Annotated in this window: 22 protein-coding genes; 18 read left to right on the top strand and 4 right to left on the bottom strand. The window is 42.0% G+C overall.

The features are described 5' to 3' along the window. The first annotated feature begins 9 nt into the window (after window positions 1-9). The 3 genes from D9603_RS04145 (at window position 10) to D9603_RS04135 (ending at window position 3,033) form a co-directional block, all read left to right on the top strand. A complete protein-coding gene (locus tag D9603_RS04145) occupies window positions 10-798 on the top strand; it encodes a phosphate/phosphite/phosphonate ABC transporter substrate-binding protein (protein WP_128730341.1) in 789 nt (262 codons plus the stop codon). 3 nt (window positions 799-801) lie between these two features. Further along, the gene (locus D9603_RS04140) at window positions 802-2,415 is read left to right on the top strand and encodes an ATP-binding protein (protein ID WP_241651577.1); all 1,614 of its coding nucleotides are present in this window, start codon (window positions 802-804) and stop codon (window positions 2,413-2,415) included. A gap of 87 nt (window positions 2,416-2,502) precedes the next feature. Beyond that, window positions 2,503-3,033, top strand: a complete 531-nt coding sequence (locus D9603_RS04135; protein ID WP_241651576.1) for a GNAT family N-acetyltransferase — start codon at window positions 2,503-2,505, stop codon at window positions 3,031-3,033. 71 nt (window positions 3,034-3,104) lie between these two features. Here the strand turns inward: D9603_RS04135 and D9603_RS04130 are convergent, their stop codons facing one another. Continuing rightward, complete coding sequence (locus tag D9603_RS04130) at window positions 3,105-3,992, bottom strand: EamA family transporter (RefSeq protein WP_176033591.1); 888 nt, start codon at window positions 3,990-3,992, stop codon at window positions 3,105-3,107. A 116-nt stretch (window positions 3,993-4,108) separates the two neighbouring features. Between D9603_RS04130 and D9603_RS04125 the strand changes: the two genes are divergently transcribed. From D9603_RS04125 to D9603_RS04115, 3 genes are all read left to right on the top strand, one after another. Next, the gene (locus D9603_RS04125; protein WP_125254105.1) at window positions 4,109-4,591 is read left to right on the top strand and encodes a MarR family transcriptional regulator; all 483 of its coding nucleotides are present in this window, start codon (window positions 4,109-4,111) and stop codon (window positions 4,589-4,591) included. 128 nt (window positions 4,592-4,719) lie between these two features. Continuing rightward, the gene (locus D9603_RS04120) at window positions 4,720-5,130 is read left to right on the top strand and encodes a GNAT family N-acetyltransferase (protein WP_125254106.1); all 411 of its coding nucleotides are present in this window, start codon (window positions 4,720-4,722) and stop codon (window positions 5,128-5,130) included. 164 nt (window positions 5,131-5,294) lie between these two features. Further along, a complete protein-coding gene (locus tag D9603_RS04115; protein ID WP_125254107.1) occupies window positions 5,295-5,738 on the top strand; it encodes a GNAT family N-acetyltransferase in 444 nt (147 codons plus the stop codon). A gap of 389 nt (window positions 5,739-6,127) precedes the next feature. Here D9603_RS04115 and speB read toward each other — a convergent pair whose 3' ends face one another. Together speB and speA are read right to left on the bottom strand one after the other, a co-directional pair. Then, the gene (speB, locus tag D9603_RS04110; RefSeq protein ID WP_128730320.1) at window positions 6,128-7,048 is read right to left on the bottom strand and encodes an agmatinase; all 921 of its coding nucleotides are present in this window, start codon (window positions 7,046-7,048) and stop codon (window positions 6,128-6,130) included. 3 nt (window positions 7,049-7,051) lie between these two features. Continuing rightward, window positions 7,052-8,965, bottom strand: a complete 1,914-nt coding sequence (gene speA / locus D9603_RS04105; protein WP_128730319.1) for a biosynthetic arginine decarboxylase — start codon at window positions 8,963-8,965, stop codon at window positions 7,052-7,054. Between the two features lie 266 nt (window positions 8,966-9,231). Here speA and D9603_RS04100 point away from each other — a divergent pair, with 266 nt between their 5' ends. From D9603_RS04100 to D9603_RS04080, 5 genes are all read left to right on the top strand, one after another. After that, window positions 9,232-10,218, top strand: a complete 987-nt coding sequence (locus D9603_RS04100) for a calcium/sodium antiporter (RefSeq protein ID WP_347232143.1) — start codon at window positions 9,232-9,234, stop codon at window positions 10,216-10,218. A 90-nt stretch (window positions 10,219-10,308) separates the two neighbouring features. Further along, the gene (locus D9603_RS04095; protein ID WP_128730317.1) at window positions 10,309-11,151 is read left to right on the top strand and encodes an alpha/beta hydrolase; all 843 of its coding nucleotides are present in this window, start codon (window positions 10,309-10,311) and stop codon (window positions 11,149-11,151) included. A 402-nt stretch (window positions 11,152-11,553) separates the two neighbouring features. Next, window positions 11,554-11,727, top strand: a complete 174-nt coding sequence (locus tag D9603_RS22045; protein ID WP_241651574.1) for a hypothetical protein — start codon at window positions 11,554-11,556, stop codon at window positions 11,725-11,727. Beyond that, complete coding sequence (locus tag D9603_RS04085) at window positions 11,728-12,372, top strand: DUF6058 family natural product biosynthesis protein (protein WP_128730314.1); 645 nt, start codon at window positions 11,728-11,730, stop codon at window positions 12,370-12,372. It begins immediately after the preceding gene. Window positions 12,373-12,472: 100 nt separating this feature from the next. Beyond that, on the top strand, window positions 12,473-13,468 hold the full coding sequence (locus tag D9603_RS04080; RefSeq protein WP_128730312.1) for a hypothetical protein: 996 nt from the start codon (window positions 12,473-12,475) through the stop codon (window positions 13,466-13,468). 231 nt (window positions 13,469-13,699) lie between these two features. On the opposite strand, the gene D9603_RS04075 is transcribed toward D9603_RS04080, so the two are convergent. Continuing rightward, window positions 13,700-14,386, bottom strand: coding sequence for a hypothetical protein (locus tag D9603_RS04075; RefSeq protein ID WP_128730310.1), 687 nt, complete (start codon window positions 14,384-14,386; stop codon window positions 13,700-13,702). Window positions 14,387-14,584: 198 nt separating this feature from the next. On the opposite strand from D9603_RS04075, the gene D9603_RS04070 reads away from it, so the two are divergent. The 7 genes from D9603_RS04070 to D9603_RS04040 all read left to right on the top strand — a co-directional run bounded on the left by D9603_RS04070 (window position 14,585) and on the right by D9603_RS04040 (window position 24,637). Further along, complete coding sequence (locus D9603_RS04070) at window positions 14,585-15,433, top strand: GNAT family N-acetyltransferase (RefSeq protein WP_128730309.1); 849 nt, start codon at window positions 14,585-14,587, stop codon at window positions 15,431-15,433. 253 nt (window positions 15,434-15,686) lie between these two features. Then, entirely contained in the window at window positions 15,687-19,388 is a 3,702-nt protein-coding gene (locus D9603_RS04065; RefSeq protein WP_128730332.1) for a S8 family serine peptidase, read from the top strand. 247 nt (window positions 19,389-19,635) lie between these two features. Continuing rightward, a complete protein-coding gene (locus D9603_RS04060; RefSeq protein WP_125254117.1) occupies window positions 19,636-20,019 on the top strand; it encodes a BlaI/MecI/CopY family transcriptional regulator in 384 nt (127 codons plus the stop codon). 9 nt (window positions 20,020-20,028) lie between these two features. Then, complete coding sequence (locus D9603_RS04055; RefSeq protein WP_128730307.1) at window positions 20,029-21,354, top strand: M23/M56 family metallopeptidase; 1,326 nt, start codon at window positions 20,029-20,031, stop codon at window positions 21,352-21,354. A gap of 1 nt (window position 21,355) precedes the next feature. Then, on the top strand, window positions 21,356-22,696 hold the full coding sequence (locus D9603_RS04050) for a peptidoglycan DD-metalloendopeptidase family protein (protein ID WP_128730305.1): 1,341 nt from the start codon (window positions 21,356-21,358) through the stop codon (window positions 22,694-22,696). Then, window positions 22,689-23,933, top strand: a complete 1,245-nt coding sequence (locus D9603_RS04045; RefSeq protein WP_241651573.1) for a DUF418 domain-containing protein — start codon at window positions 22,689-22,691, stop codon at window positions 23,931-23,933. Before D9603_RS04050 ends, D9603_RS04045 begins: the two co-directional genes overlap by 8 nt. Before the next feature lie 119 nt (window positions 23,934-24,052). Continuing rightward, on the top strand, window positions 24,053-24,637 hold the full coding sequence (locus tag D9603_RS04040) for a GNAT family N-acetyltransferase (protein WP_128730304.1): 585 nt from the start codon (window positions 24,053-24,055) through the stop codon (window positions 24,635-24,637). The last annotated feature ends 256 nt before the right edge of the window (window positions 24,638-24,893 follow it).

Raw genomic sequence — 24,893 nt, 5'->3', positions numbered from 1 at the left:
TTTTTTCTAATTATAGGATTGCTTTTTTCGTTATCGGCTTTATCAGCCGAGTATACTTTTGCATTTGTACCTCAGCAGTCAGCAAATAAGCTAGTTAAAAACTGGCAGCCCGTTTTAAATTATATTAACGACAAAACCGGTGATAAGTACATCTTCAAAACGGCAAAAGATATTCCCACTTTTGAATCTCGGTTGCTAAATCAAGAGTATGATGTCGCTTATATGAATCCATATCATTTTATCGTGTTTAACAAACAAGCGGGGTATGAGGCTATAGCGAGACAAAAAAACAAACAAATAAAAGGGATTATCGTGGTGAAGAAAGGCTCAGGTATTAATACCTTGTCACAGTTACATGACCACGTTCTAGCTTTCCCTGCGCCAGCGGCATTTGCGGCGAGTATTTTGCCAAGGAGTGAGTTGATGAAACAGGGGATTAGTTTTACCCCTCGTTATGTTTCGTCTCATGACTCCGTGTATCTTAATGTCGCCAGAGGCTTTGTTAAAGCCGGAGGTGGCGTGATCCGAACATTAGAAAATACCGACCCTGAGATAAAATCTCAACTGGATATTTTGTGGACTACACCAGGTTACACTCCCCATGCGTTTGCGGTAAAACAAGATATGCCGCAAGAAGCCAAAGCTAGGCTCACGCATGCACTTACGTCACTGGCAAACAGTGAACGAGGGCGAGCACTACTTGCGGCCGTTAACTTTACAGCCATCATGCCCGCATCCAATGCACATTGGCAGGATGTTGAAGCGCTTAATATAGATATATTAGTAGGGAAAGAATAATATATGAGGTACTCGCTGAGGCTAAAAACAATGATAGGTACTGCGATAATTGAAGCGGTACTGCTCAGTGCATTAATACTCGTTGTTATTGACTTTATGATGGTGTCTGCAAACGATGCAATGAATAAGCGGGCAACCACCACTTCTAGATTATTTGCCAGCGCGACTAAAGATGCCGTGCTCTCCTATGATTTGGCCACATTAGATGCTTTTACAGCCGAGTTACTTACTAATCCTGACATTCTTTATGTCAAAGTTGTTGATGTTAAATCAAATCTATTATCTTATGCTGGCTCTAGTGAGTTTAAAACGCGTTTATCTGAGCCTGATAGCTTGGTTGAGGAAGTAAGTGACGGCATTTTTGATGTGCATACCAGCATTACGGAAGGTGGGACACATTTTGCGACGATACATATCGGAATCGATATCGGCGCGATTAACCGTGCCATGTCGGAAGTAAAGCGTTGGACAATTTCGATTGCATTATTTGAGATGGCACTGGTTGCTATTTTTTCATATATATTGGGAGTGTACTTGACTACCAATTTATATCGACTAAAAAGCCAGGCGAAAAAGATAACTAAAAGCGTAAAAGATGAAGTATTTGATTTCAAATGGCAACCAATTCAAAGCCGGGATGAATTACAAGAGTTATCTGCTGCCTTTGACGAACTCTACCACACACTAACCGAAGAACACCAGCAGCGCCAACAGTATCAGCGTGAACTGATACAATTAAACAAAGATTTAGAACGTTTAGTTGCGCAAAGAACGCAAAAGCTGCACCACAAAAACCAACAGCTTGAAAAAATAAACCAAGAATTAGAAACAGCTCAGCAACAACTTATACATTCAGAGAAAATGGCATCTATCGGAGTGTTAGCCGCAGGGGTAGCTCATGAAATTAATAATCCACTTGGCTTTGTTACCAGCAATATGGATGTAATGAAGGGCTACCATAGTGACTATGTGACACTTGCAGAGCATGCAATGGAGGCGAAAAATACAGGTTCAGTGCAAAACATGGCGGAGTTTATTGACCGCAAGGATTTTGAATTTCTAAACAGCGACAGCAAAGCACTAATTGAAGAGACTGAGTCGGGCTTACAGCGAGTGTCAACAATTGTCAAAGATCTCAAACAATTTTCGCGTGCAGATAGTCTAGATTTACAGCCATGTGATGTGAACGCTTGCATAAAAACGACCTTAAATTTGGTCGCGAGTGAGTTAAAATATCAGGCTAATGTGTCGACTAAACTGAGTCAGCTCCCCCCTGTACAGGCAAACATGGGCAAGCTGATACAAGTACTAACCAATTTATTGATTAATGCTTCTCAAGCACTTGATGGACATGGGGAAGTGAGTATTTCGACAAGTATGGAGAATGACCAAGTTATCATTCGAATACAAGACAATGGTGTGGGAATTTCACCACAAAGTATCGATAAAATATTTGATCCATTCTTTACGACTAAGCCAATTGGCAAAGGCACTGGGCTGGGGCTATCAGTAAGTTATGACATCATCAAAGAGCATGGGGGAAAACTCACCGTGCAGAGTGAAGAAGGAGTTGGGAGCTGTTTTACTATCAATTTACCTGTATTACAAAATAGCTGAATATAAAAAAGTGACACTTCTATTTTACAAATTCAGATATTGTAAATTATCTAGCGATCAATTAAGTTTTACATAAAATGGGAACAATTGGAGCACACCAAGGTGGAGTTGGATATTAGCTCGGATATAAAGCTTCAGAGTTTATCTGTTGAGCATGCAAAAATGCTCTTTTGCTGTGTGCAAGACAGTCGCACGAGCTTAGAGGCTGTACTGCCATGGGTAAACGATATTCAAGTAGAATCTGATGCTAGACGGTATATTGAAACGAGAATAAATAATTCGGTGGGTGGACTGTGGTCGGCAATTGAGTTCAAGCAACAGTTTTGTGGCGTCTTTGGCATAAAATATGTTGACCCTAAAGCGCAAAATGCAGAGGTCGGATATTGGCTTGGAGCGCACGCGCGCGGTCATGGCATTATTGGTCAAGTGTTGACACAGGTGATAGCCAAGCTACGTGCAGTATCAGATATTAAGTCGATAGAGTTTCAGTGTTTAGCCTCTAATACCGCCAGCCAACGGATCATTACAAAAGCGGGAGGCCAGCTTATTGGTTCTGTCACGGATCAGACAAAAACGAGTGGTGACGAGGCGCTATACGTGTATCGCCTATGGCTTTAACCTTGTTTACAACATGGCACCTTCAGTGGTAAGTGTTTGAGCCATTATTGCTCAAACACAGTGATGGTTTGCTAGCTTGCGGTTAATGCTTTGCCTCGTACCCTTGCAGTTAGCAATGCAGGAAGAAGAGGCATCATGATCATGCCGAACATTAACATATATTGAAATAGCGAGAACGCTTCACCCAGCAGTATCATACCCGTTAAAATGCCAGCGAGCGGGTTGGCAATACCACCAAAAGCAAACTCTACTACCGACATTCGTTGCAAAGCCCATACATACAAGCTGTAGCCAAGTGCCGTATTAAGTACGACTACCCACACAATACCGACGAAATTGACCACAGAAAAGCTATCAAAAGCTGCAATATAGCTAGTTGGAGCGATAATACCTTGAAACGCAGCGGCAAGTGTTAGCATCGTGCCACCAATAATCAATTGCCAAGTTAGCACAGTCCACCAATGCATACGGCCGCCAAGAGATTTAGTAATGGCGCTGCCAATCACAATACAGGTTATTGCTGCAAGCATTGCCCCTAAGCCAAGCGGGTTTAAGCTAAGAGAGCTTGGATCAAAAAGCAACCAAGCCAGAAAGATGAGTGCAGCCCCGCATAACCCTTGTGCTAACCCCGGCCGCTGCTTGTGAACAAGCCAATGATAAAACATAGCGAACACGGGGACAGATACCATGCCAACACTAGATATGGCTGATGGGAGTGTTAGCGCCATTATAAAGATCATGCCAAAGAAAATGGCGATATTAATTGCACCGAGACCGAACAGTATCGGCCAGTCTTCTTTTTTTGGTGTACTGGGCTTTATAGCCAACAAAATCAGTCCAGCGGGAAGTGCCCTAATAGCACCCAGTAAGAGAGGAGGCCAGTCTGCAAGTGTGTATTGTGTTACCGCATACGTAGTTCCCCATAAAAATGCAGGGATCATTGCGAGAAGTATATTCACGTTAATTATCTTTATATTGAGATACTTCTCGCTAAGGTATTACTAAAAACACTTTTTGTAAAGTATCTTTATGTTAAGATATTTATTTACAAAGTTTGTTGTTGAGGCAATTATTGATGGACGCAATTGACAGAGTACAAGAGCAGTGGGCTCGTGAAAAACCACACTTAGAGACAACACCAATGGCGATAATGGGTCGCTTGGTGCGCATCGCTAAACATATGGAAGCCGAAGTAGAAAAACTACACAAGCGATACGGTTTAAACCTAGGTGAATTTGATGTACTAGCTACCCTACGTCGCAGTGGCGAGCCTTTTCGCTTAACTCCATCAGAGTTATTTAAAACCATGCTACTGACCTCTGGCGCTATGACTAATCGCTTAGATAAGCTGGCGGCAAAAGGACTGATTAAACGAGAACATTGTAAGGAAGATCGCCGCAGTGTGACTGTTGAGTTGACAGCTGAAGGACTAAGCTTGATTGAAAAGCTGATTGAGCCGCATATCGCGCTACAAGCTCAATTAGTACAGGAATTGGAGCCCGAACAGCGAGTATTATTGAATGAATTACTAAAAGGGTGGTTAAAGCAGTTCGAGTGAATGCTAAAAATAAAGAGCAAATTTATTTACTGTGACTTATTGGCTGAAATTTAAAACGTGTAAATACCTGTTTATTTATACAGTTTTGTTGTATAAGCTTACCATTGAGAATAACAAAGGTGAAAATAATGACAATAACGTATCAATCTCAAGCTCCCAGTCCACACGAATTTTGTGAAATGCGAATAAAAGCAGGTCTTTCTCCCAAGTCTATAAAAGCAGCAGAAATCGCATTGCCAAATAGTCTCTACATTATTACTGTGCGAGATCACGATAACTTAATTGCCATGGGGCGAGTGGTAGGGGATGGCGCTTGTAACTTCGAGGTTGTAGATGTTGCGGTTGATCCTGCCTATCAAGGTCAAGGGCTTGGTCGTAAAGTCATGGAATATATAGATGACTATTTATCGTCCGTTGTGTTAGAAGGCTCTTACGTATCGATGATCGCTGATGAACCTGAGTTTTATAAGAAACTCGGTTACAAGTTGGTTTCCCCCGCGAGTCAAGGCATGACAAAAAAGTTCAGACCTAACGCTTAATAAAGTATTTAGTGCTCATACCTATCTGTTTAGTATAAAGTTTTTTGGTGAAATGCTGAAAGTAAGTAATAAAGCCTCAAGTGTAGGTTATATTCTAGCTTGCAAATTCTTATCTAGCCTGCGACTCTGCTACATATCATGTACTTAGCCACTAGGAGTGAACATTGACGATAAGGACATATACAGAAGACGACTTTCAGTCGATAGAAGAGATTTACAATCTATCCAAATTAGATGAGCTGGCACAGGAAGCTGCTGAGTTTACTTTACTACCGTTGTCAGAAGATATACCACGGAATGAGCAGCTATTCGAATCTCAAATATTTGTTTATGAACTGGGGTCGATAGCAGCATTTTGCGCTATCTGTCATACAGAAATCAGGGCACTATTTGTACATCCGGATCATCGAGGAAAAGGAATTGGCAAAGACTTACTGAAGTACTTACTTTCTCTTACTTCGCAAGAAGCAAGTCTATACGTTGTCGCTTCAAACTGTGTTGCTAAAGAAGTGTATAAAAGTGTTGGCTTTGTGGTTACTGAAACATTTGAAACCACTTATAACTCTGTTGCCGTAACCGTAGATAAAATGGTAAGAAATAAAGGCTAGTGGGGCACACTACACAGTTGCTAGTTACCATGCCAATTAGCCTTAATACTTGCACCATTTGAAGGCGTAAATCTGATCCTAACTGCGTTCGAAACTTCTTATTTAGAAAAACCAAATAGCATTATTTTTGCCCTACCTACATAGATAATGAGACGAACACCTCAAGTGCAAACGGCGTCGCATGCGTCATTATAGAGTATATGCAGGTATCTTGGTGCTAGCATGAAGCAATAGCGCTGTTATCGACAAGATTTTCTCGCCTCAAAATAGACCACTTAATTAAGCAAATTGGTATAAGATAACTGGCATAATTTATAAGTAAAACAGGGTATAAACCCTAAACAAAAAAGCCACCTTGTTAGGGTGGCTTAATCTAAATCTGCATCCGATTATTTATGCTTTACTGCCCACAAATGCAGTAGTTCGTGCGCAATGGTGGCGGCGGCGATTGCGGTGAGCTCGCTTTGGTCGTAGGAAGGAGAGACTTCTACTACATCCATGCCTATCATATTTAATCCTTGCAGTGCGCGTAAAATCTTCAGGACTTTGTCGCTGGTTAGACCGCCGCATACTGGTGTGCCTGTGCCGGGTGCGAATGCTGGGTCTAGGCAGTCGATATCAAAGCTTAAATACACCGGCAAGTCGCCGACGCGTGTTTTGATTTGCGCTGCTATTTCTTCAGCGCTTAAGTCATTTGCTGCCATCGCATCAATCACGCCAAACTCGTGGCCTTGCTCTGTGTACTCGGTTCTAATGCCAATTTGCATTGAATGCTCTGGGCTTATTAAGCCCTCAATTGGAGCATGATAGAACATAATACCGTGGTCATAGCGTGAACCTTGGCTGTACGTGTCTGTGTGCGCATCAAAATGTACGAGTGCCATTTTGCCGTGAATTTGCTGATGAGCACGCAGCAATGGCAGGGTCACAAAGTGATCGCCACCTAGGCTTAATAGCGTTTTGCCTTGCTGCAAAATTTGCAGAGCAGCTAGCTCGAGTTGCGCAGTGAAATATTCAGGATCGCCAACTGGATATGTGAAATCGCCAGCGTCTTGTAGTTTTATTTTGTCCCACAATGCAAATGACCAAGGATATTTTTTACTTTCCCAAGCCAAATGCACGGATGCGCGACGGATCGCATCTGGACCCAAGCGTGCGCCTGGGCGTCCAGAGGTTGCCAAATCAAATGGCAAGCCAAGTACCACAACGTCTGCATCAATATCTGTGATATTGCGTACCATTGGCTGACGTAAAAACGTCATGCCGTTGGAGTACAGAGAATGATCGGTGTGATCGAATAAATGGCTCATGGGTTAAAAATCTTCCAAATAAGTATAGCCGTCAAGGCCGGTTTTAAGCTCTGCTAGGCAGGTTGCTTGCTCTTCAAGCGGTAGTTTGCTTTCAACAAGGTTGGCAAAGTTACGCTTAAATTGTTCAACATCAAGGTGTACATAACGCATCATATCGGCAACCGTGTCGCCTGCATCGATATTACCCAGCGATAATTCGCCCTGATCGTCTAATGTGGCTACAACAGTGTGGGTGTCGCCAAATAGGTTGTGCATGTCACCTAAAATCTCTTGGTATGCACCCACCAAGAAAAATCCCAATAAATAGGGTTTATCTTTGCAAAACTCAGGTACAGGCAATGTTGCTTCAATACCTTGGCCATCCACATAATGCTCCACCGTACCGTCAGAATCACAGGTAATATCCAGCAAAACCGCGCGGCGTTTTGGTGCCTCTGTTAACCCGCTAAGTGGCAATACAGGGAATACCTGTTCAATCCCCCAAGCGTCTGGCAAAGATTGAAATAGCGAGAAATTCACAAAGAATTTATCCGCAAGCTTAGCGCTGAGTTCGTCAATAATTGGGCGATGGAAACGGTTTTTGTTGTCCATACGCTTGTTTAGCTCATAACATACACGCAGATTTACTTGCTCCGCCCAAGCTCTTTGCTCAAGACTTAATAGGCCCATCGCAAATTGGCTGTGTACTTCTGCCAAGTCGCCTTGCGTATCATGAAAAATTTCAATCAACGCACGGTCATCACTCTGCTCGTTGAGTGCCTGCCAAGACGTCCACATATTGTGTAGCAGTCTTGGAGCTTCACTCATTGGTGCAGTTATCTCTTCTACTTGGTAGCTTTCGGTGCCAATCACATCGGTGATTAATACCGCATGATGGGCAGTTAACGCACGACCCGACTCAGAGATAATTTTTGGCATTGGCTGATTGTATTGCTTACAGGTATCGCCTATGGTGTAAACGATGTTGTTTGCATATTCAGCTAAGCTGTAGTTCATCGAGTTGGGGGACTGGCTGCGAGTTCCATCGTAATCCACTGCAAGCCCGCCACCTACGTCTAAATTCAACAGGTTTGCACCTAAACGGCGTAACTCGCAGTAGAATCTAGCGGCTTCACCCACACCAACGCGCACGTCACGAATGTTGGCCATTTGCGAGCCTAAGTGAAAGTGCACCAGTTGCAGCGCGTCTAGCATGTCAGCTTGCTTTAATTGGTTAACAACCGTAAGAACTTGCGATGCAGACAGACCAAATTTGGACCTTTCGCCGCCGCTTGCTTGCCATTTACCTTTACCTTGCGATGCCAAACGTACGCGTAAGCCTAAGTGTGGTTTCACGTTTAGTGCTTTGGCTTCTGCCATCACGATATCGAGCTCAGAACGCTTTTCTAAAACGATATAAACTTGGTGACCTAATTTTTCACCGATAAGCGCAAGACGGACATATTCTCTGTCTTTGTAGCCGTTACACACGATCACTGCGCTGGTTTTTTCACTGAGCGCCAATACAGTAAGTAACTCAGCTTTACTGCCAGCTTCTAAGCCTAGCTGTTTTTTATCACTTGCCGCTTGGCTTGCAATAAGCCCCTCAATGACTTCTTTTTGTTGGTTTACTTTAATTGGGTAAACCAATAAATAATCTTCTGGGTAGCTGTAATCAGTAATCGCCTGATTAAACGCACCAACAATATTATGTACACGCTGTTCTAGAATTTGTGGAAAACGCACTAGCGCAGGTAGGGTATAACCCTCAGATTTAATTTGTTGTGCAATGTTTGTCAGAGTTACGGCGTGCTGTGGTTGCTGTTGGTTCGGCATCGCAGTAACCTCTCCCTGATCATTAATACCAAAGAAGCCTTGGCTCCAGTGGCGCACTTTGTAGCATTCACGTGCTTGCTCAGAAGAGATAAATTTGGTCATTCAAGTTCCTTAACATAAGTTAGAGTTCAGCCTGCAGTGCGCTATCATTGGCGGCTACTCACTGAGTGAAAGGTCTAATTAACCTGAACTCGCATAAAAACCTGTTCTCTAGCAGCTGCTATCCCTTACTACTGCGTTAAATTTGTTTGCAATAGACTGGCTATTGACGCACAAATTTGCCTTGTATTAAGAAATAACATCTGGCTAGCGTGTTATTACGCTTTTGAACATGGATATTTTTGGTTGATTAATCAACTTTTTATACCGTGTTCAGGTTAATTAATTTTCGCGCATTAGACACAAATAGAGAGTCCCAGTCTAATGAGTTATTTTGCTCGTCAAGAGTGACAAATCTTACCCTCAGTTTAGTCGCGGGTGCCCCTAAGCTAGCTGCAAGTTTTAATGTTCCAAGCGTATTGATTGGGTTAACAATAGTGTCATTTGGTACCAGTGCTCCTGAGCTTACTGTTAGCATTCAGTCAGCTGTTACGGGGCAAGGCAGTCTCGCTTTTGCTAATGTGTTAGGCAGCAATACCTTTAATATTCTTTTTATACTCGGAGTATCTGCCCTGATTGCACCACTGGTGGTTTCACAAGAATTAGTGAAAAGAGACATTCCAATGCTAGTGATCGCCAGTTTTATTGTCACTGCATTAGTCTGGGATGGCAGGCTCAGTCAGTTAGACGCAGCATTATTGTGCTCGCTTTTGTTATTTTATGTCGCTTATTTGTTTATACAAGGCCGCATGTTTAGTAATAAGAATAATGAACCGACGCCGTCACAACAACCAAACCGTTGGCGTGAGCGCGCAGTTAGCATACTGCTATTTATCGTAGGGCTTAGCTTGTTGATATTTGGCGGACAATTGATGGCTGAGAACGCGGTGCAACTTGCCCGTGCTTTAGCAGTGGATGAAGTCATGATTGGCTTAACCATTATTGCTATTGGCACGTCGCTACCAGAAGTGGTTACCTCAGTCATGGCGAGTATAAAAGGGCATGCTGATATTGCGGTAGGCAATGTCATTGGTAGTAATTTATTCAATTCATTGGGTGTACTTGGCGTGACAGGACTTATCAGCGCAACCCCTTTAGAAGTGACAAGCCGTATGCTGAGTGTTGATATTTCAGTCATGATCGTTGCAACGATACTTTGTACGCCATTACTCATTTCTGGGTTAATACTCAGTCGCAAAGAGGGAGGCATCTTATTTATAGGCTACGTCGCATACTTAGTTTACACTTTGATATAATAAAGTTTCAGAAGTTTCTGAAACTTTATTGAATTCATTAAGGGAATTGCTTAGTATGTTTTTGGAATAAACAATAAATGAGAAAGGACAATGAAAATAATAACATCAGCAGTACTGGGGCTCGTCGCTTGTAGTTCAGTGGCCAGCGCTAACCAATCAGCTCATGAGCACAATTATCAATATGTGGAAATAAACGGCAACAAACTTGCCTATGCTTGCAAAGGAGAGGGCGAAACAACGGCACTTTTACTTGCTGGAATGGGCCTTGATGCTCATGAAACCTACAAAAACACCATTCATAACATAAATCCAAAAGGCTATCGCTTATGTTTTTATGATAGAGCAGGCACCGGAAAAAGCACTTTTGCAAAGCCTCGAGTACGGACTATGTTGGAGCTTACACAAGAGCTTGAGGCATTTACTCAAGCCACTAAAATGGATAATTTGGTACTTGTGCCTCACTCATTTGGTGGTTTTGTTGCAAGAGCCTATGCCAACCGAAACCCTGAAAAAGTGAAAGGGATGGTACTTATTGATATCGCTCATGAGTCTTGGTATCACAATATGAAAAGTAAGATGTCCAAAGAAGCATGGAAGATCATGGATTGGATCGTCAACTGGGAGCGAGATACTCATTCATTAGAAGACTTGGAAGAAGCTTCTGCCCATACAGAGATGTATAAAATCAACCGGAAAATGCCAGTTACGATACTGTCGCGTGGGATCCCTCATGTGACTATCCGCTCTACCGGTATGAGTTATGCTGATGTTGATGTTTACATGCAAACGTCAAAAGATTCCCAGATAAAACTGCAAGAAATTGGTGATAATGTCACCGCTGTTACCATGAAATATGCTTCTCACCTATTTGATGAGACAGATCCATTTATTGCCATTAAATATATTGAAGAAATGGTAAATAAAGTAAAATAATACTTCTTACTCATTGGGGGAGTGGTTATACTGCTACCCCTTGGGTTTGCTTAAAGGGGTATTGTATTCTAGCACCTAGTTTTGTCTATATAAGTTGAGAGATTGAGTGCTGATAAACCCTTTTAGGAGAACAAGAATTAAACCGTAAAGATTAACAAATCCCAACTCTACATAATTAAAATGATATTTCCTCAGCATAACACTAGTTCAAAAATTACTCTTTACCTGTTAGCGATAGCCGGGCTAAGCGGATCATTGTTCGCAGTCTTGGGGGTTTTTATTCATCCTACTCCCATCTTAGTATTTGATTTTGCAACTAGTATTATATGTATAATGGTGTCGTTTAAGCTTTATCAACAGCAATATAAGGCATTGATGTGGGCGCTGATACTGGGGGGGCTAATGACAATAGGCATTAAAGTTGAAGATACCTTAATTCAGTTTACATCAGGGTTATTATTAACTGTTCAATTAAACCTAGAGCACATTTCAGTTAATATCAATTTACTCGGTTTTATAATCATAGCAACAGCACTCACCGCAAAAGTTAAACTCGACAGTGTAGAGGAAAGGTAAATGGAATTAATTCATTATCTACAAACCTATTTCATTACAAAGGAACACTTACTTCGCGAATCGCGGCTATCACAAACTGAGTTAAATGAATTAATTGAAAAGCGGTTGATGCCAAAAGCCGCTTATAGATTAGCCTTAAACTTGAAATGCGATTCTTTCTTTGGTGCGCACTGTGATAATAGTAACCTCGAGTTTTATCCACAAGGCGCTTTGGTATGGCTTGGGGTGGTCTCACAATTAAGAGATGAAGCACAGGCATTTGATGTCTTTAGTCACCGTTATAAGAGGCAAATTAATAGGCTAAAAACACAGGGGGTTACAACGAAAAATACGAAGCTTAACGGGAATATTGATAGCCATCTTAGTAGCGAATGGCAGTATTTTCTCGATGGTATTTATGGACTTTGTACTAAAACGGGGCTGCCCGAAGATATTGCCAACAAAGAAGCGGCCATTATCATCATTAATGAATATCTCGCTTTAGAGCATGACCTCAGCAAAACAGAATTAGTGAAGCTGCATCAAGCTGTTAACCTGTTGGATGACGCAAGTACGCAATTTGCCCCCCATGAGCGTGAACAGAGCTCTCGAAAACGTTTAATTGAAAATGTGAGAGCAAAATTTCCTGTTCCTTCCGAGTTATAATAACTTCTTGAGCAATAAAGTTACATTTGTAACTTTATACTATCATTTAAAAGCATACTCTATATTCTTGGTTTTTACATAATGCAAATCAAGGATAATGATGAAAAATATACTATCAATGCTATTGTTGAGTGTTTCACTTAGTATTCCACTTTTGGTATCGGCTGAAAGTCACACTCTCAGCACACCTGCTGCTTTCACACAAAACAGCTTCCCCTCACTTCCCACTATAGACAGACGATGGCAAGACAAGTCAGATTCATGCCGTTATGTCGCCGGTCATTCGTACGGATTACCTCATAACGACAATATGGAGGGAGTCAATGTACCAATGGTAATACATGAAAATGAGTGCTATGTTCGCGGATTAACAACACAGAGTACTTTCCCTGACGAGTTAAGAGCACAACTGGGTGCTGAAGTTGATCAGCATTTCCAGGTTGTAGAACATAACTTTAGCGAAATATCCACTGATGCAATAAACGAGATTGCGGCAGAATCAGACACGCGTGTGCGCAATATTAAATCGAAAGTTCAAAGTCCGATGCGTTTATTCATTGATGGAATTGTTAACGCCCATGGGGATGTCCCTGTGTTTATAACCGGCTTTGATATCGAAACGGTGGGACATTTACGAAAATATCAACTCGGTTTGCCTATAAATGTTTATGTAAAACTAAGCTATAAAAATATCAGTGTGAAAGGAACATATAATGTGTTTGACCAACGCTTCACAGGGATACCTAACTTCGTACAGTATAAGCCAAGTGTAGACGTTGATGTACAACTACCTTGGTTATTTAGGTTGATAGATGAACTAACGCCCGGAATATTTGACAGTATGTATGAGAGGTTTGCCCTTGTGGTCACCTATATTTTTGAACTTATTGGTATCGAAATGGGCCGAGATATACCTACAATAATCGCCCACAATAGTCAGCTATTACGACAGTCTTTTACACCAATCACTGCTTTAAGAGACTATGGTGTTGGTGACCATGTATATTTAGATATGGAAGCTTCTAGAAACTGGGTTTATATAAAAGATAAAAATACTACTTATGTTGTTTCTGAGGCTTTTCTTGTGATGCAGTAACGGGGAGGTGGGCGATGACAAACTTGAGCCTCGGATAATGAAGTTTTTCTAATGAACAATTGTAGTGCTAGCTGTGTTTAATTCACTGCCTAGCACGTCAACTGAAAGAAAAATGGTGAGTATTAAGTTAGCGCTCTTTTGAATGCTAACTATTATCTGAAATCAGACATTATCACCATGTATAAATCTTATAATTGAAAAAATATATAATTAAACATCACCGCAGGTTAGCTAGGAGAACTCGGCAATGATTAATACTTTTTTATGTTTGGCGCTATAAAAAACAATACCCTCTCCGCCACCGTCGACATATATTGAAAAGCTGAAGGTGCCAAGATAGCTAAAGTCAACACCACTTTGTTGGTCGAAAAAGCCAATTTCGCGGGTAGCATAGTGGTCGTAATTATCGCCACTCTCTTCATCTATGGCGTCAAAATAGCGAGTCTCATCATCACTCTCATCATCCCACAAGTAGGCATCCCAGTTGCAACCTAGCTCAGGTTGTCCACCAAATTCAAATAACGGTTCACCATCTTCAGCCTCATTCAGTGACATATTCAGAAAAGCGTGTTTTTTATAGAAACTAGCGGCTTTTTGATAATATTCACCATAGCTTTCAAAGTCATCACTGAGACTCTCCAAGTAGCTAGCGTCTACTTGCCAACCATGGTCAGTTAATGAATAAACTATATAGGGAACGTCACCATCAAATATTGCCATCGAAATTGGCATTGCAATCAGTATGTTATCTTTATCATCTTGGGCAAGCTTCGTAGTTGAAAGCAACCCAAGTGGCAATAGTTGTTTTTCGTTAAAGGTAACCTGTTCATTACTGGGAAATGGCGTATAAAAATGGCTGTCTTTTGTAATACGGGTAGGTGAGTAAGTGACTGCTGAGTCTTTGATATGTAGTGCCATAAAGCAACTCCTTTTTATGGTTTGATTAAACTAAGCGTAGATTTAGTGCAGAAGATAAGTGTTTTTTGTATTTAAATCAATAGATTAGGGTTCTACTTAGAATTTGACGTTATATTTGACAAGTCATTGATGTTTAGTTCAAAGTTCTCTAAAGATTTGTCAGTATTAGAACAACATTGACGTGATAGGAGAAATATCATGGGGGCGGGGACTTTTAAGATTAAAAATATGAGTTTGGCAGAGCTCGAGACGGCAGTGCAGTGGGCGCAGCAAGAGGGCTGGAACCCTGGAGTAAACGACGCGTATTGCTATTTTCACGCAGATCCAAATGGTTTTTTGATGGGGTACTTAGGTGATGAGCCTATTGCGACGATTTCTGTGGTTAAATATGATGGCGGTTTTGGATTTTTAGGCTTTTATATCGTCAAGCCTGAATATCGTGGTCGTGGCTATGGCATAAAAATGTGGCATGCCGCAATGCAATATCTAAAAAGCTGCAATATTGGCCTAGATGGTGTTGTTGCGCAACAAGAAAATTATGAAAAGTCTGGGTTTAAATTAGCTTATCGCAATATACGTTATGAGGGCATAGGAGGAGATAAGCCACACCTTACAAACCTTGTTTCATTAAAAGATATCTCATTTGACGTACTTAAAGCCTATGAAGAAAAGTTTTTCCCTGCGCCCAGAACGGAGTTTTTGCAAGCTTGGATCCATCAGCCAAACAGTTATGCATGTGGTATTTACGAGGCGGGAAAGCTATTTGCGTGCGGCGTTATTCGTCCTTGCCATACTGGCTATAAAATTGCACCGTTGTATGCAGAGTCGCCAGAATTGGCTGAACAAATGTTTTTAGCGCTTAAATCTCAAGTACCACAATCTTCACCTATCTATTTAGATGTACCCGAAGTCAATGCTGCGGCAATTGCGCTGGCTCAAAAATTCCGATTGTCGGCTGTATTTGAAACTGCACGAATGTACACAGGGCAATTTCCAGAGCTGCCACTGGAGAAAGTGTTTGGTGTAACCTCATTCGAAATAGGCTAATAAATTAACAAAAAGGTGAAAGTAAAACAGTATTAGATGACACTTTGATTGCTTGTTTACGTTCGTTTACGAATATTAATTCACTACTTTTCCTTATATAATAATAAGTTATGACTTGTTTTGTATTTGTCAACAGTGAATGTAAAATAGTTAAGGGTTGAACAGTTGATAACTGTTAAAGGTTTACATTATATTGATTTCTCCTTTGCATTCATTGCAACGATATTACCATAAGAAAAAATCAGGGGAAAAAATGTCAAATAAAATAAAACTGTCAATGGTTGCGGCGTCCGTATGTGGCGCGTTGGCGATGACAAGTGTACAAGCGAGCGTCAACCTAAATTCAGAAATTCCGAATGGGATCAATGGGTTCGAGCATACACAAAGCAGTCACGCTAAACCAACAAACCCCCTTAAAGCATTGAGCAAACATTACTATATTGTTCGCCTAGAAAGTAACGCGTTAGTCAAGACGCAAGGTGCGGTTGACGCTGAGCGCAATGGCAACGGTCTTATGATGCAGTCTCAGGCCGTGAAATCACAAAGACAAGTGCTTGCAAAAGAGCGTAATGTATTTGCAAATAAGCTCGCTCAATCAATACCAGGCGCAAAAGTAGACCGTCATTTTGATGCGACAATGAATGCTGTTGTGGTGAAGTCAGACAAAGACATTTACGAGCAACTACAGGCGTTACCTGGCGTCACGCGAGTGTTTAAAGAAGAACGCTACCAGGCGCAAATGGACGCCTCACTCTCTCTTATCAATGCCCCTGTAGTGTGGGAGAAGCTTGGTGGAGACCGTAGCGTAGGTAAGGGGATTCGAGTTGCAGTTATCGACTCTGGTATTGTGCCGACTAACCCAATGTTTGATGATGCTGGTATGGAAGCACCAACAGGTGCATTGCCATCAGATGACTACTGTCGAACTGTAGATTCATCATTTTGTAATAACAAGCTGATTGTTGCTCGTTATTCAACACCTACATTTTCACAACCTGATTTTCAAACATTTAGCCCGCTTGATAAAGACGGCCATGGCACGCACGTAGCAGGCACCGCAGTAGGCTCGGCAGTAACAGCAGATTACAACGGTTATAACTTAGAGCTAAGTGGTGTTGCACCTGGCGCGTATTTAATGAGTTACAAAGCCTTGTACGAAGGTGGCGGTTCGAACATCATGTTGATCGAGGCGCTAGAGCATGCGCTTGAAGATGGCGCAGACGTGATCAACAACTCTTGGGGTGGTGGCTATGGCTCTGACCCAACGAACAGTGCGTATGCAGAAGTATTTGAAAATATCCAAGAAGCGGGCGTGGTCGCTGTTGTTTCAGCGGGTAATGGCGGTGCCGGTGCTAATACTATCGGTGGCCCTGCAAACTTAGCGTCAGTATTGTCAGTAGCTAACACCAATCATGGTCGTATCTTCACCACTGGTATGGCATTGGATGGTGGTGAGAATATCTTACATGTAAGCAGTTCAGATACGCCGCATAACACGGCTATCTCGGCAAAGCCTGTCGCAGCTAAAACTGTCTCGCCTGACAACGTTGAAGGCTGTGAACCTTTCCCTGCTGGGTCTTTTACCGACGCTTTCGCGGTGGTTTCTCGCGGTGGATGTAACTTCTCAGTTAAAGTAAAAAATGCAACGGATGCCGGCGCTAAAGCGGTGTTAATATATAATAACCGCGTAGGTACTCCATTTATTATGGACACAGCAGGCGAGGCAACTCCTGCGTTTATGGTCAGTCAAGATGATGGTGAAGCCATTATTACTGCAATCTCAGCTGATGGTTTTGCTGGTCAACTAGCTGTTGATGGCGTCAATCGTACCGCAATCAGTGAAGCTGCGCGCGACTCGATGCGTGAGTCATCTTCAAGAGGGCCAAATGGCGATCCGTCCATCTTTAAGCCAAATGTGGCGGCTCCAGGTACTAACATCTTGTCAGCTCACTTGGATGTAGACGGAATGGCAAGCTTTGCAGAACTTTCTGGCACATCTATGGCGGGCCCTCATATTGCAGGTGCTGCCGCACTATTGAAGCAGCAATACCCGCAGTGGACGCCTCAAGAAATTAAGTCTGCACTGACGAATACCAGTGTAACAGATGGCTTGAAAAAAGAAGATGAAGTAACGCCTGCTGATGGCTTTGATGTGGGTGCAGGACGTGTAGATCTTGATAAGGCATTCGATGCTAAAGTTACTTTCTCTGAAATGGGCTTATCAGAAACGCTGTGTGTTGATAGCTGTGATTACAGTGTTACGATTCGTAATATGACTGACGAAGCCATGAAACTGCACTTTAAAGGTGTCGCGATTGGAGACGGTGTCACAGTGGGTGATATCAACTCATCAGTAGAGCTTGCAGCCTATGGTGAAGAGGGCGACGCAAAAGCCACGTCAATCACACTGAATATTACAGGTGCTGAATTTGAGGCATGGCAGTTCGGTCGACTAGAAGCTTACAATGAAGCTGGTGAGCGCGTTGGTCATGTTCCATTAGCTGCATTTGCAGCGTCGACGTCACTACCTGGTCTGGCAGTTTCTACTTCTGGAGCGTCAAACACAGCTGCATTTGACGTAAATGTTGGTTACATGAACGAAACTATTGAAGGTCAAGTTGCAATCAACTCAGTATTACCTAGCTCTCTTGAACTAGTTGAAGATAGCTTTACCGTCGATGTGCAAAGCGGTACTCAAATTTTAGCTGGTGCAGATATGCCTACTCGTCATATCGCATGGACAGGTAGCCTAGGTAAGGCATCAATCAGCAGCGCAATTCAAAATGGTTTGGCAATCGATCTTAAAGCTCGAGATGAGTATCGTCCAGGGTGTGAAGATACATGTGATGATGCTGATTTCAAATTTAACTTAGGCGCAATCGGCGATGGTTATACATTTAAGTTAGCGGGCAAAGAGTATAACTATATTACTGTAACAACTAACGGTCTTATCGTTGCAGGCGACGGCTCTGCAAGTGGCACAGGCACAAACGAAGCTATCCCATCAGCAAATGGTCAAAATGGCTTAATTGCACCACTTTGGGCTGACTTTGACTTGCAAGGCCCAAGTGAAACCGAAGGCGGAGCAGTGTACGTTGCATTATTATCCTTTACCGATGATGCAGATAATGTAACAACTTACTTTGTTACTGAGTGGGCTGATGCACAGTTATATCAAGATAACTCTGGCGATAAGTTTACATTCCAATCGTGGATCCGTCTAAATGGTGATGAGGAACACTTCTTTAACTACGTTAAAGTGCCAAAAATGCCAAGTAAAGCGACCGTTGGTATTGAAAACTCGAATGGGTTAGTTGGCCTACAAACATACTACAATGGTGAAGGTACAGCGCCAGCGGCAGGACAACTGATTGCATATGATTATGCAAATGGTGGCTCTGTAAACCTTGGTGTAAAGGTTAAACTTGCGGACAATGCACAGATTAAAGCTGGTGTTGCAGATATGGTTGAAATGGACGAAGACACAACATCTGAAGCCATTGATGTCTTAGCTAACGATAATGCTCAGCACATTGATCTTATCCCTGTTACCTTGACTGCTCGAGGCGGTGAAAATCAACGTGCAGTGCAAAGTGTGTCTTTCGCTAACCCTGAAGGCGGCTTTGACCCAGCAACACTTGCAGTTGTTGATGCTCCTGCAAATGGCACCGTCGAAATCAAAGAAGGTAAAGTAGTCTACAAGCCTGAGGCAGACTTCTTTGGCGTTGATAGTTTCACGTACACGGCAAAAGCGGCTGGTGAGAGTACACTTATGCTAGCGCCGACTAAAGTGACAATTAATGTTGCTGATGTGGCTGAGCCAACCCCTCCTGCTGTGGTTGATAAGCCAGTTGAAGCGCCATCGAGTTCTTCGGGCTCTCTTGGTTGGTTATCGCTATTAGCATTACCATTTGCATTACTTCGTCGCAAAAGCTCAGTTTCTTTGCGTAAATAAAATGTCATTATTCAGCAAAAGTGTGTGACTAGAAATAACCACACCTATTTGTAGAGATAAGTCATTATCCAACTTAAACCCCGAGTTCAAAGCTCGGGGTTTTTCATTTGTAAATTCTATCAATGGGTTACATCTACTTTTGCTTATAAAAATAATAAATACAGAATACCAAAACAGAAAGTGCGACTTGTGTCGCACTTTCTGTTTTGGTATTCTGTGACAAATGTCGCACTACATAGGAGGGAGCGTGAAACCAAATGCTACCGAGTTGGTAATTTTGAAAATTTTATGGCGTCAAGCACCAAGAACCGGCAAGGAAATTCATGCTGAAATAGAGTCAAAGCTAAACTGGAGCTATTCATCGACAAGAAAGACACTGGAAAGAATGTGTGAGAAGGGCTACCTTGCGGAGCAAAAACAAGGTAACAAAAAAATTTATACCGCAACCTTAGCCAAAGTACCAACGCTTGCTTTGTATGCGCAAGAATTTGCAAAGCAAGTGATGGAGCTCGACGCACCACTTCCTGTTGCTATGTTTTCTGACAGCAACCTAATTGAAGCTGATGAGCTCGACGAATTGGAAGCGATGCTAAATTCATTGGCAAATAATGACAAGCGCGATCCAGAGTAGGCTTCAGAAATGGAATTAATATTACTTTCTGTATTGTTGTGGGTTGCCTTAACTGGATTGAGTTATGTGGTAGGGGTATCTCTTTGTGCATATTACTTCCAGAGCAAAAGGCTATGGTGGGGATTGCTTGCCGTCACGTTTGTACCTTTTTTGCCTTTTGAATTTCTTGAGCAACAAGAAGCGATACCGTCAGTGCTACTACATGACAATTTACAACAATATGCCGAGCCGTTAATTGCAATGACAAGAAACGTACGAGTCACACTGCCTTGGTTAGAAGTATTATTCACGACTTTAGCGATTGTTTATTGTGTGGGGCTGATTTTCCATTTAGGGGTGCTGCTCACACAGTACAAACGTATCAAATACCTTTGTCTCAGCGCATCAAGAGTTGAGTCTTATTCCCAAGCGTTGTATCAGTTACCAATCACCTGCTCACCGTTTGTGTTTGGCTTGTTAAAACCAAAGATATATTTACCAATGGAGTTTGAAGATTTACCTAAGGATGAACAAGAAGCGTTGATATTTCATGAGCTAACACACGTCAATAAAGGCGATCATATTGCGGTTATGGTGTGGCGCTTGTGCTGTGTGATAGCGTGGTTTAATCCATTTATTGCCAAGATGGAGCAAAGCTTTATTCGAGCGATGGAATATCGATGTGATGAGTTGACGATTGCTCGGTATCAGATTGAACCGCTGGTATACAGCCGGGCTTTGATTAACTCGCTAAAGCGTGTGAAGTTGCAGACGCCAGTAGATATTGCTGCCAGCTTTGCATCAAATTCACTCACGCTTGATGATTATAAAAAGCGTTTTACCATTATTTTAAAACCTCAGAGCAAGCCTAATAATTGGCCTTTGTTCGCTTTCTTTATCTTGTCTTGTTCTGTATTGGCCTATGGCAACCTGCAATGGGCGAGAGTAACAGTATCAAGCAACACAATGTGGCAATTGCCGGTAGAAAATCCAATGATAACATCACACTTTGGTCATATTTCTAGCTTTCGTCACAATAAAGCACACCAAGGTGTTGATTTTGCAGGAAGTACTGGCGACTCAGTGATGACGGTTGCAGCCGGTATTGTAACGGTTGCTGACAATACCACGCTGGCGAAGAATTATGGAAAAGTTGTATTGATCCAGCATGATAACGGTTATCAAAGTTTATATGCGCATTTAGATAGTATAGACGTAGCGGTAGGTGAAAAGGTGTTAAAAGGTGAAATGATAGGCACTATTGGTGAAACTGGCAGAGTAACCGGACCGCACTTACATTTGGAAATACTTCATCAGAATACTCGCATTGATCCCCTAAAGCGGTTGGAAATTTAATATGCTAAAAAAATACTTATTAGCCATCATTCTGTTGGCGGTATCCGGCTGCTCAAAGCAACCTAATTCATCAAATGAAAGCCTGTCAGTGCAGCCTAGTAAAAGAGTAGCAGTTCCTACCGTTACAACTAGCGTCGGTGAATTACATACCCCCAATTTAAGCACTACCTCATCAGAAGCGACGAGCGACAACAAAAATGACAAGCAGTGGTTGCTTCTCAAGCTCAAGTCAGGTGAGAGCTTAACTACTTTGCTTGCGCCATTCGCATTTAGTGACCGAGATAGTTGGCTAGTTGAACAGTCAGTCGCGACTTGGACCTCTTTAACCAAGCTCAAGGCTGGACAGGTAATTGAAGTTGCATTGCGCGAGGGTCAGGTTGAACTTATTCGTTTTGAGCTCGATTTTGCAAAGCTAATAGAGATAAAAAGAGCTAAAGATGGGTGGCAGGCATCACTTGAGAATCTTGAAACTGTTACGCGTACCAAACGACTCTCAACAATAGTTGAATCCAGCTTTTTTGTTGATGCAAGCAAAGCAGGAGTCCCTAACGATATTATCAATCAGGGTATTATTGCGCTGTCACATCTGGTTGATTTCCAGCGAGAAATATATGCAGGTGATCAAATTGACTTTGTTTATCAGCAAAAATCGTTGCTATTAACCTCTAGGCTTGCAGAGAAAAGCGACATAGCCACGCAGCTGCAGCATGTTGCGCTGCTATCAGGAAAAGAAGAGTATCGACTTTATCAATTTTCTGATGAGTCAGGAATGTCTGCTTTTTACCATGAAGACGGCAGACTCGCACAGAGCTTTTTGATGAAAACACCACTCAATGGAGCAAGGTTATCTTCCAGTTTTGGTAAACGTCACCATCCCGTGCTTGGCTATACACGTATGCACAAAGGCATAGATTTTGGTGCGCCGATTGGCACGCCTATTATGGCAGCTGGATCAGGAGAGGTGATCAAGGCCAACTGGGGAGGCAGCTTTGGCAATCGCATTATTTTGGCACATGGTAACGGTTATCAAACGCTTTATGCTCACTTAAAAGGGTTTGCCAAAGGGATTAAAGCCGGGGCTAAAGTAAAGCAAGGTGAGGTGATTGGCTACTTGGGAAATACCGGTCTTTCACAAGCACGTCACTTACATTATGAGGTGCACAAAGACGGCAAGGCAATTAATCCGCTTACTCTCAAACAGCCAAAATATATCAAGTTGGAAGGTAAACAGCTCAAGCGCTTTATTGCATATGTGGCACAGGTTTCCGACCCGCTTAATGGCAAGGACTCTCGTATTGCTAGTCAAATAGATAATGTTGAACAGGTACAAGTCGGTGAATAATAAAATGACGACAAGGATCAATAGTTTAGACTTTCTTCGTGGCATAGCTATTCTGTGCATTTTACTGATAAATATAGAAAGCTTTGCTTATCCAAACCCTTGGGGCAGCTATCAGTATGGCTTTATGACGGAACTTGACAGTAAGGTGCGGTATTGGGTTTATTTTGTTGCTCAAGGTAAATTTTATGGTTTATTGGCTGCCTTGTTTGGTGTCGGATTGACAATGATAATTCAAAAACAGCCGCTACAATCTGCAATAACACTCAGCGCCTCACGATTACTGGTATTGTTTATTATTGGCTGTACGCATGCTTATTTTATTTGGAGTGGAGATATCCTTTATCACTATGCTGTGATTGGTATTGTGGCGTTAATGATAATTTTGCTTGGTTCAGCGGTGATAAAATTCAGTATTGTCGTTTGTATTAGCTTTATATTGCTTTTTGGTTATGCCAAAGCAGAGCGAACTAACGCACAGTATCAAGCATATGTAGTAGCACAAAGCGTTGAAAAGGCGCAGCGTTCAAGCAAGCAGCATAGAAGTATTTCGCGCTGGGAAAATAGAGTCAAACAAAAGCTCCCAAGGCATAGTGAACTTGAACACCAGCCAACACTGCAAGCACATTGGCTTGATAATTTCAGTACACCGCAAGTTCATAAAGGTAAGCTATTTTATTCCAGTATCTTTTGGTCAACATTGATGATGATGTTGATAGGAGCGCTGTTGTTTCAAAGTGGATTCTTTAGCGCCAAAAAGCTAAGCCCGCTCGTGGTAGCTGCCTTTATTGGGTTAGTGGTAGTGTCAATATATGCCTCTCAGCAACGCTATTTTCACTGGTTATTACACCCTCATATACCAATACTATCCTATTCAAAGCAAATGTTGGTTGTGTTAAATAGAGAACTTCAGGCGCTAGCTTACATTGTTGTTTTATCTTTGCTTTATAATCGTTTCCTCTGCAAGTTGCGGTGGCTCACGCCAATAAATTTAGTCGGAAGATTTGCGCTGAGTAACTATATTCTGCAATCGATTGTACTGGTGATCATATTCTATGGCTTTGACCTTTATAATACCTATAGTCGTAGTGAGCTATTAGTCCTGTGGATCCTGATGGTGTTGTGTCAAATTGTGCTAAATATGATATACGGACGTTTCTTTACCCAAGGCCCACTAGAGAAAGTATGGCGTACACTCACTGCTAAGCTCAGACAATTTAATGACGATGCTAGGGCGTAAAACTGTGCTCTGAACGTGGTGGCTCATAAACTGCGTTATACTATTTTTTACAAACTTAAACTTATTAATCCTAATGTTTTAAATTTAATATAAAGCTTTGTAACGCATGAATAAAAAGTATGGAATTAAAAATAGTGAGAGGGTGGCATAGTAGACATGTGCAGGCCGCGGCAGAGCTATATATTGAAGCGTTTGGTCGCAAGTTCAAGGCAGCTGTTGCAGACAGGGATAAACTGGTTGCAATCATCGCCAAGAGCTTTGTGACAGAGTACGCTTTTGGGGCTTTTGAAGGTGAAAACTTGCTGGGTATCGCAGGCTTTCAAGATGCGAAAAAAGGTTTTACCTCAAACATAGACTTTGCTGTGTTAAAAGAGGAGCTTGGTTTTTTCGGCGCAATAAAAGCGGCTGCTATTTTTTCTTTATTTGATAGAGCACCTGCACAACATGAGTTGGTAATGGATGGAATTGCGGTATCCAAGCAAGCGAGAGGTAAGGGGATCGGCACGGCTTTACTGCATGCAGTGCAAAATTACACGCGCGAAAATGGTTTCAAGACGTTACGGCTCGATGTCATTGATAGCAATCCAAAAGCAAAACAACTGTATTTAAGAACGGGGTTTGTTGCTTCCCACCACGACGACTTTTCTTATCTTCAGTGGTTAGTTGGCTTTAGTGGCGCAACAACAATGCACTGGCGGCCTTGAGTATGGAGGTTGGCTATTAAATTAACTTGAGATCAAGATAGTAACTTGTTCTTTAGTCACTGTTATCACATACAACCGCGCTAAAATTGTTTGCAAGAGGCTAGCTATTGACGCACAAACTTGCCAAAAAACAATACAGATACCTACTGTTATTAGTGGTGGGTGTCTTTGGTTTATTTATATTTGGTTTATTTATACAAGTGAGCCAGAACAGAAAATGTATCATTTAGTCGTGCGATAAATGGAAAATAGGTAG

Origin of the sequence: Pseudoalteromonas sp. PS5 (assembly GCF_004103255.1) — a bacterium.
Classification (GTDB): domain Bacteria; phylum Pseudomonadota; class Gammaproteobacteria; order Enterobacterales; family Alteromonadaceae; genus Pseudoalteromonas; species Pseudoalteromonas peptidolytica.
This window is presented reverse-complemented; position numbering and strand designations above follow the sequence as displayed.

Excerpts from the sequence above, each read along its gene's own strand:
- D9603_RS04140 (WP_241651577.1), top strand. The coding sequence starts at position 802 with ATGAGGTACTCGCTGAGGCTAAAAACAATGATAGGTACTGCGATAATT.
- D9603_RS04125 (WP_125254105.1), top strand. The coding sequence starts at position 4,109 with ATGGACGCAATTGACAGAGTACAAGAGCAGTGGGCTCGTGAAAAACCA.
- D9603_RS04120 (WP_125254106.1), top strand. The coding sequence starts at position 4,720 with ATGACAATAACGTATCAATCTCAAGCTCCCAGTCCACACGAATTTTGT.
- speB (WP_128730320.1), bottom strand. The coding sequence starts at position 7,048 with ATGAGCCATTTATTCGATCACACCGATCATTCTCTGTACTCCAACGGC.
- speA (WP_128730319.1), bottom strand. The coding sequence starts at position 8,965 with ATGACCAAATTTATCTCTTCTGAGCAAGCACGTGAATGCTACAAAGTG.
- D9603_RS04095 (WP_128730317.1), top strand. The coding sequence starts at position 10,309 with ATGAAAATAATAACATCAGCAGTACTGGGGCTCGTCGCTTGTAGTTCA.
- D9603_RS22045 (WP_241651574.1), top strand. The coding sequence starts at position 11,554 with ATGACAATAGGCATTAAAGTTGAAGATACCTTAATTCAGTTTACATCA.
- D9603_RS04085 (WP_128730314.1), top strand. The coding sequence starts at position 11,728 with ATGGAATTAATTCATTATCTACAAACCTATTTCATTACAAAGGAACAC.
- D9603_RS04080 (WP_128730312.1), top strand. The coding sequence starts at position 12,473 with ATGAAAAATATACTATCAATGCTATTGTTGAGTGTTTCACTTAGTATT.
- D9603_RS04075 (WP_128730310.1), bottom strand. The coding sequence starts at position 14,386 with ATGGCACTACATATCAAAGACTCAGCAGTCACTTACTCACCTACCCGT.
- D9603_RS04070 (WP_128730309.1), top strand. The coding sequence starts at position 14,585 with ATGGGGGCGGGGACTTTTAAGATTAAAAATATGAGTTTGGCAGAGCTC.
- D9603_RS04065 (WP_128730332.1), top strand. The coding sequence starts at position 15,687 with ATGTCAAATAAAATAAAACTGTCAATGGTTGCGGCGTCCGTATGTGGC.
- D9603_RS04055 (WP_128730307.1), top strand. The coding sequence starts at position 20,029 with ATGGAATTAATATTACTTTCTGTATTGTTGTGGGTTGCCTTAACTGGA.
- D9603_RS04050 (WP_128730305.1), top strand. The coding sequence starts at position 21,356 with ATGCTAAAAAAATACTTATTAGCCATCATTCTGTTGGCGGTATCCGGC.
- D9603_RS04040 (WP_128730304.1), top strand. The coding sequence starts at position 24,053 with ATGGAATTAAAAATAGTGAGAGGGTGGCATAGTAGACATGTGCAGGCC.